This is a genomic window from Parasphingorhabdus sp., from assembly GCF_036964675.1.
Lineage (GTDB): Bacteria > Pseudomonadota > Alphaproteobacteria > Sphingomonadales > Sphingomonadaceae > Parasphingorhabdus.
In genome coordinates this window covers 39,190-45,974 of the sequence record NZ_JBALTF010000011.1, presented here as the reverse complement: position 1 = coordinate 45,974, position 6,785 = coordinate 39,190, and the positions used below count along the sequence as shown (strand labels likewise).

Annotated in this window: 10 protein-coding genes; 5 read left to right on the top strand and 5 right to left on the bottom strand. The window is 54.7% G+C overall.

Features of this window, described 5'->3' with window-relative positions; genetic code table 11:
• Positions 1 to 868 (bottom strand): MFS transporter (locus V7665_RS03720; RefSeq protein WP_335663186.1); only part of this gene is annotated, 868 nt, incomplete at its 3' end.
• A gap of 162 nt (positions 869 to 1,030) precedes the next feature.
• Here V7665_RS03720 and pgsA point away from each other — a divergent pair.
• Genes pgsA through V7665_RS03705 form a run of 3 tightly spaced genes read left to right on the top strand, consistent with a single transcriptional unit; the run spans position 1,031 to position 2,306 of the window.
• Positions 1,031 to 1,603, top strand: a complete 573-nt coding sequence (pgsA, locus tag V7665_RS03715) for a CDP-diacylglycerol--glycerol-3-phosphate 3-phosphatidyltransferase (protein ID WP_335663185.1) — start codon at positions 1,031 to 1,033, stop codon at positions 1,601 to 1,603.
• Positions 1,603 to 1,866, top strand: coding sequence for a molybdopterin converting factor subunit 1 (gene moaD, locus V7665_RS03710; RefSeq protein WP_335663184.1), 264 nt, complete (start codon positions 1,603 to 1,605; stop codon positions 1,864 to 1,866). Before pgsA ends, moaD begins: the two co-directional genes overlap by 1 nt.
• Positions 1,863 to 2,306, top strand: a complete 444-nt coding sequence (locus V7665_RS03705) for a molybdenum cofactor biosynthesis protein MoaE (RefSeq protein WP_335663183.1) — start codon at positions 1,863 to 1,865, stop codon at positions 2,304 to 2,306. The genes moaD and V7665_RS03705 overlap by 4 nt, the downstream gene beginning before the upstream one ends.
• Positions 2,307 to 2,315: 9 nt before the next feature.
• Here V7665_RS03705 and V7665_RS03700 read toward each other — a convergent pair whose 3' ends face one another.
• Positions 2,316 to 3,239 carry a hydrogen peroxide-inducible genes activator gene (locus tag V7665_RS03700; RefSeq protein ID WP_335663182.1) on the bottom strand — a complete coding sequence of 308 codons (924 nt, stop codon included), beginning with the start codon at positions 3,237 to 3,239 and terminating at the stop codon, positions 2,316 to 2,318.
• Between the two features lie 153 nt (positions 3,240 to 3,392).
• Here V7665_RS03700 and epsC point away from each other — a divergent pair, with 153 nt between their 5' ends.
• Both epsC and V7665_RS03690 read left to right on the top strand, forming a co-directional pair.
• Entirely contained in the window at positions 3,393 to 4,097 is a 705-nt protein-coding gene (gene epsC, locus V7665_RS03695) for a serine O-acetyltransferase EpsC (RefSeq protein WP_335663181.1), read from the top strand.
• On the top strand, positions 4,097 to 4,450 hold the full coding sequence (locus V7665_RS03690) for a DUF2794 domain-containing protein (protein WP_335663191.1): 354 nt from the start codon (positions 4,097 to 4,099) through the stop codon (positions 4,448 to 4,450). Before epsC ends, V7665_RS03690 begins: the two co-directional genes overlap by 1 nt.
• Before the next feature lie 41 nt (positions 4,451 to 4,491).
• On the opposite strand, the gene phoB is transcribed toward V7665_RS03690, so the two are convergent.
• The 3 genes from phoB to pstB are packed head-to-tail and all read right to left on the bottom strand — an operon-like array spanning position 4,492 to position 6,745.
• Positions 4,492 to 5,193, bottom strand: a complete 702-nt coding sequence (gene phoB / locus V7665_RS03685) for a phosphate regulon transcriptional regulator PhoB (RefSeq protein ID WP_335663180.1) — start codon at positions 5,191 to 5,193, stop codon at positions 4,492 to 4,494.
• Complete coding sequence (gene phoU, locus V7665_RS03680) at positions 5,193 to 5,924, bottom strand: phosphate signaling complex protein PhoU (RefSeq protein ID WP_335663179.1); 732 nt, start codon at positions 5,922 to 5,924, stop codon at positions 5,193 to 5,195. The genes phoB and phoU overlap by 1 nt, the downstream gene beginning before the upstream one ends.
• A 23-nt stretch (positions 5,925 to 5,947) precedes the next feature.
• Complete coding sequence (gene pstB / locus V7665_RS03675) at positions 5,948 to 6,745, bottom strand: phosphate ABC transporter ATP-binding protein PstB (RefSeq protein WP_335663178.1); 798 nt, start codon at positions 6,743 to 6,745, stop codon at positions 5,948 to 5,950.
• Positions 6,746 to 6,785 lie beyond the last annotated feature (40 nt).

Genomic DNA, 6,785 nt, shown 5'->3' with positions numbered 1-6,785 from the left:
CTTCACTTTTCAGCAGGCGGTTGACCAGGATCGAACCAATGGCAATGCCCATCGAGAATACCCCCAGGAACAGGCTGGCAACTTCCGGTGTCGCGGTCAGAACATTTTCCACCAGCGGCGGAAATTGAATGATCATGACCGATCCGATGGTCCAGAAAAAGCTTATCGCAATAATCGCCAGATAGAGTCGGCGTACATGCAAGGTGGCCGAGATCAGGCGGATCGACGAGCGGACAAAATTAAAGTCGATTTTCTCGACTTCCTTTTGTGCCGGTGCCGGCGGCATGAACTGGGCTGCGACGCGACCAATGAGCGCCACGATGAAGACCGCAACCACGGCAATCTCGACGCCGTTTCCGTTGCGGTCAATGATGATGCCCCCGAGAATCGTACCGGCGAGAATGGCGATATAGGTTCCGGCTTCGACCAGGCCGGTGCCGGCCAGGACTTCATCTTTCTCCAGATGCTGCGGGAGAACCGCATATTTTATCGGACCGAAAAAGGTGGATTGCAGGCCAAGCAGGAACAAGGCGGTCAGCATGATCGGAATATTATGCAGCCAAAGCCCGACCCCGCCGACAACGGCAATGAAAATCTCCAGCGTTTTCACGAATCTCGTGATCCGTGCCTTGTCATAATTGTCAGCCAACTGGCCTGCCAGCGACGAAAACAGGAAAAAGGGCAGGATGAAGAGGCCGGATGCGAGTGCGTTGAATGCGAAATCCTCGGATTCACTGTCGTAAATGCCGTAGGTCACCAGAATGACCATCGAGAATTTGAACAGATTGTCGTTAAAAGCCCCGAGAAGCTGCGTAAGGAACAGCGGCAAAAATCTTCTGGTTCGCAGCAAATGCGCAGTATTTTGCATAAAGTGAAAATCTCTTTTCGAGCGGAAAAATGAGCGTCAATCCATCCTTAGCCCATTCAGCCTCGGCGTCAAATCCAATGACCGGCGCGCGCGCGATGAATTTGCGCCCTAGTTCGTTGAATCAATTTTCATTTTGTACAAATATGTCTATGCGAAAACATTATGTGGAACTTGCCGAATATATTGACACTCTCGCGGATATTTGCGGTGCCGATTCTGGTTTTTCTGCTCTGGCCGAACTTCGATGTGGCCAGACCCCAGCCACTGGCGATCGACTATTTGCTGACCTTCGGGCTTTATTGTCTGATGGCGGTCACCGACTATTTCGACGGCTATCTTGCCCGGTCGCAGGGTACCGTTTCCAAGCTCGGGATGTTTCTGGATCCGATCGCCGACAAGATCATGATCGCCGCAGTTGTGCTGATGCTGATATTCACGCGGGATATCAACGGTTGGCATACCATCGCCGCGATTGTCATATTGTTGCGTGAAATCACCGTGTCGGGGCTGCGGGAGTTTCTTGCCGGCTTGCAGATCAGCGTTCCGGTGTCCCAATTGGCCAAATGGAAAACCGGATTTCAGATGATCTCGCTCGGCGCCCTGATATTGGCGGGCGGCTTGCCGGACTTTCCAATCGTTCAAACCGTGGGCTTGTGGACGCTCTGGGCCGCCGCGATTCTGACGCTGATCACCGGATGGGATTATCTGCGCGTCGGCTTGAAGCACATGGATTGATGGATCGCTCGATCACCATAATTTATTTCGCCTGGGTGCGCGAACGGCTTGGCGTTGACCAGGAACAAGTGAAGCTGAGCGAGGGGATCGAGACGATCGGCGATATCCTGACGATGCTCAGCGATCGAAGCGCGGCCCATGCAGAAATTTTCGCCGCGGTCGAAAAATTGCGCTTCGCGCTCGACCAGGATTATGGTCTCCCGACGTCATTGATCGGATCGGCCAAGGAACTGGCCATCTTCCCGCCGGTGACCGGCGGATGATAAGGATAGAAGTCGGAACGGACGATTTTGACATCGGTGACGAGTCGCTGAAGGTCGCCGGGCAAGGCGGCGGAGCCATAGCCAGTTTTGTCGGTCAGGTCCGCGATGATGGCAATCTGTTATCGCTCGAACTGGAACATTATCCGGCGATGACGCAAAAGGCGCTGCGCGAGATTGCTGAAACCGCGCTGTCCGACTGGCCACTGCATGCGGTCACGATTATCCACCGGGTCGGCAAATTATCGGTTGGTGAGAATATCGTACTTGTGGTGACCGGATCCGATCATCGCAAGGCGGCGATAGAATCCTGCTCCTTCATTATGGACAAGCTGAAGACGGTGGCGCCGTTCTGGAAGAAAGAAACCCGCGCTGACGGCGAAACAAAATGGATCGAGGAACGGGCATCCGATGTCGCAGCGTCGGAAAAATGGGGAAAATAGGAAAATCTCCTAGGAATGGGCTTTCGAAACCCAGTTCTGCGCACCCTTCATGATTTCCGCCAACAGTTGAAATTCGCTCCGTCGCGGGCTGTTCTTGCGCCAGACCAGGGCAATGTCGCGCGTGGCCCGATCCGATTTCAGCGGTCTTGCGACAATGTCGGTATAATTTAAGATACCGCTGTCGATCGCCATTTTTGGTAGCAGGGTCAGGCCAAGACCATTGTCCACCATCTGGACCAGCGTGTGCAGCGACGTTCCCATCATCCGGGCGGACGCTCTCAACTCAGGACGATTGCAGGCTGCCAGCGCATGATCCTTCAGGCAATGGCCGTCCTCGAGGAGCAGCAATTGGGTCTCGTCGATGGTCGCCGGATCAACTTCGGATGGAGGATCGCGCGGATCATCTTTCGGGAAAGCCACGAATATTTCATCGCTGAACAGGACCTCGGATTCGACATCGCCGCAGGGAAATGGCTGCGCCAGCAAGACACAATCGGCATGGCCATGATGCAATGAATCGCAAGCCGCCTGACTGGTTTCCTCTTTCAGATAAAGTTTCAGTTCCGGTCGCTCTCTGCGCAATTGCGGCAACAAGCGGGGTAAAAGAAAGGGTGCTATGGTGGGAATGACGCTCATCCTTATATCTCCGGAGAGCGGCTTGCCCGCAGATCGCGCCATTTCGGAAAGCTCTTCTGCCTCGCGCAAGATACGATAGGCTTTTTCCACCATCTGATTTCCCAAATCCGTAAAGCGAACAACCCTGCGGGTGCGCTCCACCAGAACGATGTCGAGCAATGCTTCCAGTTCCTTTATGCCGGCGGACAATGTTGACTGGGTGACAAAGCAGGATTCGGCGGCTTTGCCGAAATGGCCATGTTCTTTCAGCGCCACCAGATATTGCAATTGTTTGAGCGTGGGAAGGTAGGTCGACATTATCGAAGCTTTCGATCAGTAGAAGGATATTGATCTAATATAGTGATTACGAGACGTTTGAAAAGCACCGTCCGGTTTCGGTTGCAAAAAAAGACTGGAAATCAGGACCTATCGTGCCTAGTTTATAGTCTTCGCAACATCCGGAGGAAATATATGTTTCGGGAACTGGGCGCTTATCTGGATTCCATCAAGGCTCGCGACCCGGCTCCGCGGTCGCGCTGGGAAGTGCTGCTCTATCCCGGTGTACTGGCCATCGGCCTGCATCGAGTGGCGCATTGGCTGTTCAAGGGGGAACTCTATTTCTTTGCTCGCCTGATCAACCATATTGCGAGATTTTTCACGGCTATTGATATCCATCCGGGGGCAAAAATCGGCAGGCACCTGTTTATCGATCATGGTTTTACCGTGATTGGAGAAACCGCTAAAATTGGCGACAATGTGACGATCTATCAATGTGTCACCCTGGGCGGTACCAATCCGACCAATGGTGTTGGTGGCAAGCGCCATCCAACCATTGAAGATGATGTCATCCTGGGCTCCGGAGCCCAGGTGCTCGGTCCGATCACCGTCGGCAAACGGGCGCGAGTCGGCGCCAATGCGGTTGTCACCCAGAATGTACCGGAAGGCGCCACCATGGTTGGCGTCCGCGCCCGACCAACATTGGTCGAGGCAAAGGATTATCAGAAAGAATTTGTTCCCTACGGAACGCCCTGCAGCGATATTTTCGATCCATCGACGCAAAAGCTGGAAATATTGCAATGCGAAATGGAGCAATTGCAGAAGCGAATAGCGGCATTCGCCAAAGAACGGAACGGCGATGATGCTGAAATCGAGACCAAGGGGCGTGATAGCGCTTGATGCGGTTTACCGATTCCAATGTATCGGCCTTTCCGCAACGAGGCACTCCGTCGCAAGTGGGTTTTGAGCGGCGGGAACTGGACCGCATACTCAATCTATATGGCCGCATGGTCGCCGCAGGCCACTGGAAAGACTATGCGATGGACATGCGTCGCGATGTCGCGATATTTGCGGCCTTCCGCCGTGCTTCGGAGCGGCCTCAGATCCGGATTGAAAAACGTCCGGCGGAACGCAATCGCCAGGGCATGTGGTCGCTGCACGGCGAACAGGGGCAGATATTGAAGCGCGGCCATGATCTTGCCGGCGTGCTGGCACCGGTTGAGCGCAAGCTTATGAAACTGGTCGCTGATTAGCCCGCCAAATCCGGTCGCATCGCGCCGGACAGACGGTATTATTATCCGTCTACAGCATCGGTATCCAGCGCATAGCCGGCCGACCGCACGGTGCGGATGATGTCGGATCTGTCATTGGCATTCAGCGCTTTGCGCAAGCGTCTGATATGGACGTCGACGGTGCGCAGTTCGATATCGCTATCCTGACCCCAGACGCTGTCGAGCAGACGTTCGCGGGAAAATACCCAGTTGGGATGTTCCAGAAAATGGCGGAGCAAGCGAAATTCGGTTGGGCCGAGCGGTATGGTATCGCCGCCGCGTTTGACCTTGTGACCAACAGTATCCATTTCCAGATCACCAAAGGTCAGTTTCTCACCGGCCAGCGCGGGTCGCACCCGGCGCAGCACGGCCTTTACCCGGGCGATCAGTTCGCGGGGGCTGAACGGCTTGGTGATATAATCGTCCGCGCCGGTTTCGAGGCCGCGGATCTTGTCCTCCTCTTCCCCCCGTGCGGTCAGCATGATGATCGGAATATTGGCGGTTTCCGAAGACCGTCGCAGGCGGCGGCAGACCTCGATACCGGACAGGCTTTCCAGCATCCAGTCGAGCAATATCACGTCTGGCCGGTGTTCCTGGACCAGCAGCAGCGCTTCCTCGCCATCCGGTGTGTGGATGACATCATATTCTTCTTTTTTGAAGTTCCAGGTCAAGAGTTCCGCAAGCGCGGCATCATCTTCGACCAGCAATAATTTTGCATTCACCATCAGTCGGCCCCATCGCTCAGGGCGTCATCCAGCGGAGTCGTTGGATTTTCTCCGCGTGTGCGTTCGGGCATCGGTTCACCGGTCGCGGCGAAATACACCATCTCGGCAACATTGGTTGCATGGTCGCCGATCCGTTCCAGATTTTTGGCGATGAACAACAGATGCGCCGCCTCGCCAATATCTTTCGGATTTTCGATCATATGGGTGATCACGGCGCGGAAGATGCTGTTGTAGAAATCGTCGACGATCTGATCGCGCCGGTTTACCTCCATCGCCAGTTCCGCATCGCGCCGCGCGAAAGCATCAAGCGAATCCCGGACCAGCTCACTGGCAATTTTCGACATGGAGGGCAGCAGCGAAATTGGCGTCAGCCGATGAGTCTTGGTAACCAGCGGCACCCGTTTGGCGATATTTTTTGCATAATCGCCGATCCGCTCAACCACTCCGGATATTTTGAACGTGGCAATCAATTCCCTCAGGTCGTCGGCCATCGGCGCGCGCAGCGCGATCGTCTGAAATGTCAGTTCGTCGATCCGCTTCTCGAGATCGTCGATCAGCTTGTCTTCCCGGACAACTTCAGCCGCCAGATCGAGGTCGCTGTTTTCCAGCGCGCGCATCGCCTTGGCGATCGCCTGCTCGCTGCGCCCGCCGATTTCGGCAACCATGCCCCGCAATTCGTTGATGTCGGAATCGAAGGCTTTGACGGTATGTTCTGTGCCACTATTGACCATTATTGTTCCTAATCATCTTTGTATCAGCCGTAGCGACCGGTGATATAATCCCGCGTTTTCTCTTCCCGCGGATTGGTGAAAATATCGGTCGTCTCGCCATATTCCACCAGAGTGCCGAGGTGGAAAAAGGCCGTTTTTTGCGAAACGCGTGCGGCTTGCTGCATGTTGTGCGTCACTATGACTATAGCATATTTCCCGCGCAATTCGTGAATCAGCTCTTCGATTTTCGCGGTGGCGATGGGGTCGAGCGCCGAGCAGGGCTCGTCCATCAGGATCACTTCGGGATCAACCGCAATCGCGCGGGCGATACACAGGCGCTGCTGCTGACCACCCGATAATGCGGTGCCGCTGTCCAGCAGCCGGTCTTTCACTTCACCCCAGAGTCCAGCACGCTGCAAGGAGGATTCGACAATATTGTCGAGCTCTTCCTTGCCGGTGGCGAGACCATGGATACGCGGGCCATAGGCAATATTGTCATAAATGGACTTGGGGAAGGGATTGGGTTTCTGAAACACCATGCCAACCCGCGCACGCAACTGGACGACATCCATTTGCGATGAATAAATATCTTCGCCTTCCAGCATGATATCGCCGGTGACCCGGGCAATCGGAATGGTGTCATTCATCCGGTTCATGCAGCGCAAAAAGGTCGACTTGCCGCAGCCGGATGGTCCGATGAAGGCGGTCACGCTGTCCATGTTCACATCGATAGACACGTCGTTGATCGCCTGTTTGTCGCCGTAGAATACGTCGACATGACGCGCCGTCATTTTCGGCGTGCCGCCGTCGCTTGTCATGCCTGTTGTGGCCGAATCTGTCATATTTACGCTTTCACTCGGTTCTTGCATTTTCTGATCATCA

Excerpts from the sequence above, each read along its gene's own strand:
- pgsA (WP_335663185.1), top strand. The coding sequence starts at position 1,031 with ATGTGGAACTTGCCGAATATATTGACACTCTCGCGGATATTTGCGGTG.
- moaD (WP_335663184.1), top strand. The coding sequence starts at position 1,603 with ATGGATCGCTCGATCACCATAATTTATTTCGCCTGGGTGCGCGAACGG.
- V7665_RS03705 (WP_335663183.1), top strand. The coding sequence starts at position 1,863 with ATGATAAGGATAGAAGTCGGAACGGACGATTTTGACATCGGTGACGAG.
- V7665_RS03700 (WP_335663182.1), bottom strand. The coding sequence starts at position 3,239 with ATGTCGACCTACCTTCCCACGCTCAAACAATTGCAATATCTGGTGGCG.
- epsC (WP_335663181.1), top strand. The coding sequence starts at position 3,393 with ATGTTTCGGGAACTGGGCGCTTATCTGGATTCCATCAAGGCTCGCGAC.
- V7665_RS03690 (WP_335663191.1), top strand. The coding sequence starts at position 4,097 with ATGCGGTTTACCGATTCCAATGTATCGGCCTTTCCGCAACGAGGCACT.
- phoB (WP_335663180.1), bottom strand. The coding sequence starts at position 5,193 with ATGGTGAATGCAAAATTATTGCTGGTCGAAGATGATGCCGCGCTTGCG.
- phoU (WP_335663179.1), bottom strand. The coding sequence starts at position 5,924 with ATGGTCAATAGTGGCACAGAACATACCGTCAAAGCCTTCGATTCCGAC.
- pstB (WP_335663178.1), bottom strand. The coding sequence starts at position 6,745 with ATGACAGATTCGGCCACAACAGGCATGACAAGCGACGGCGGCACGCCG.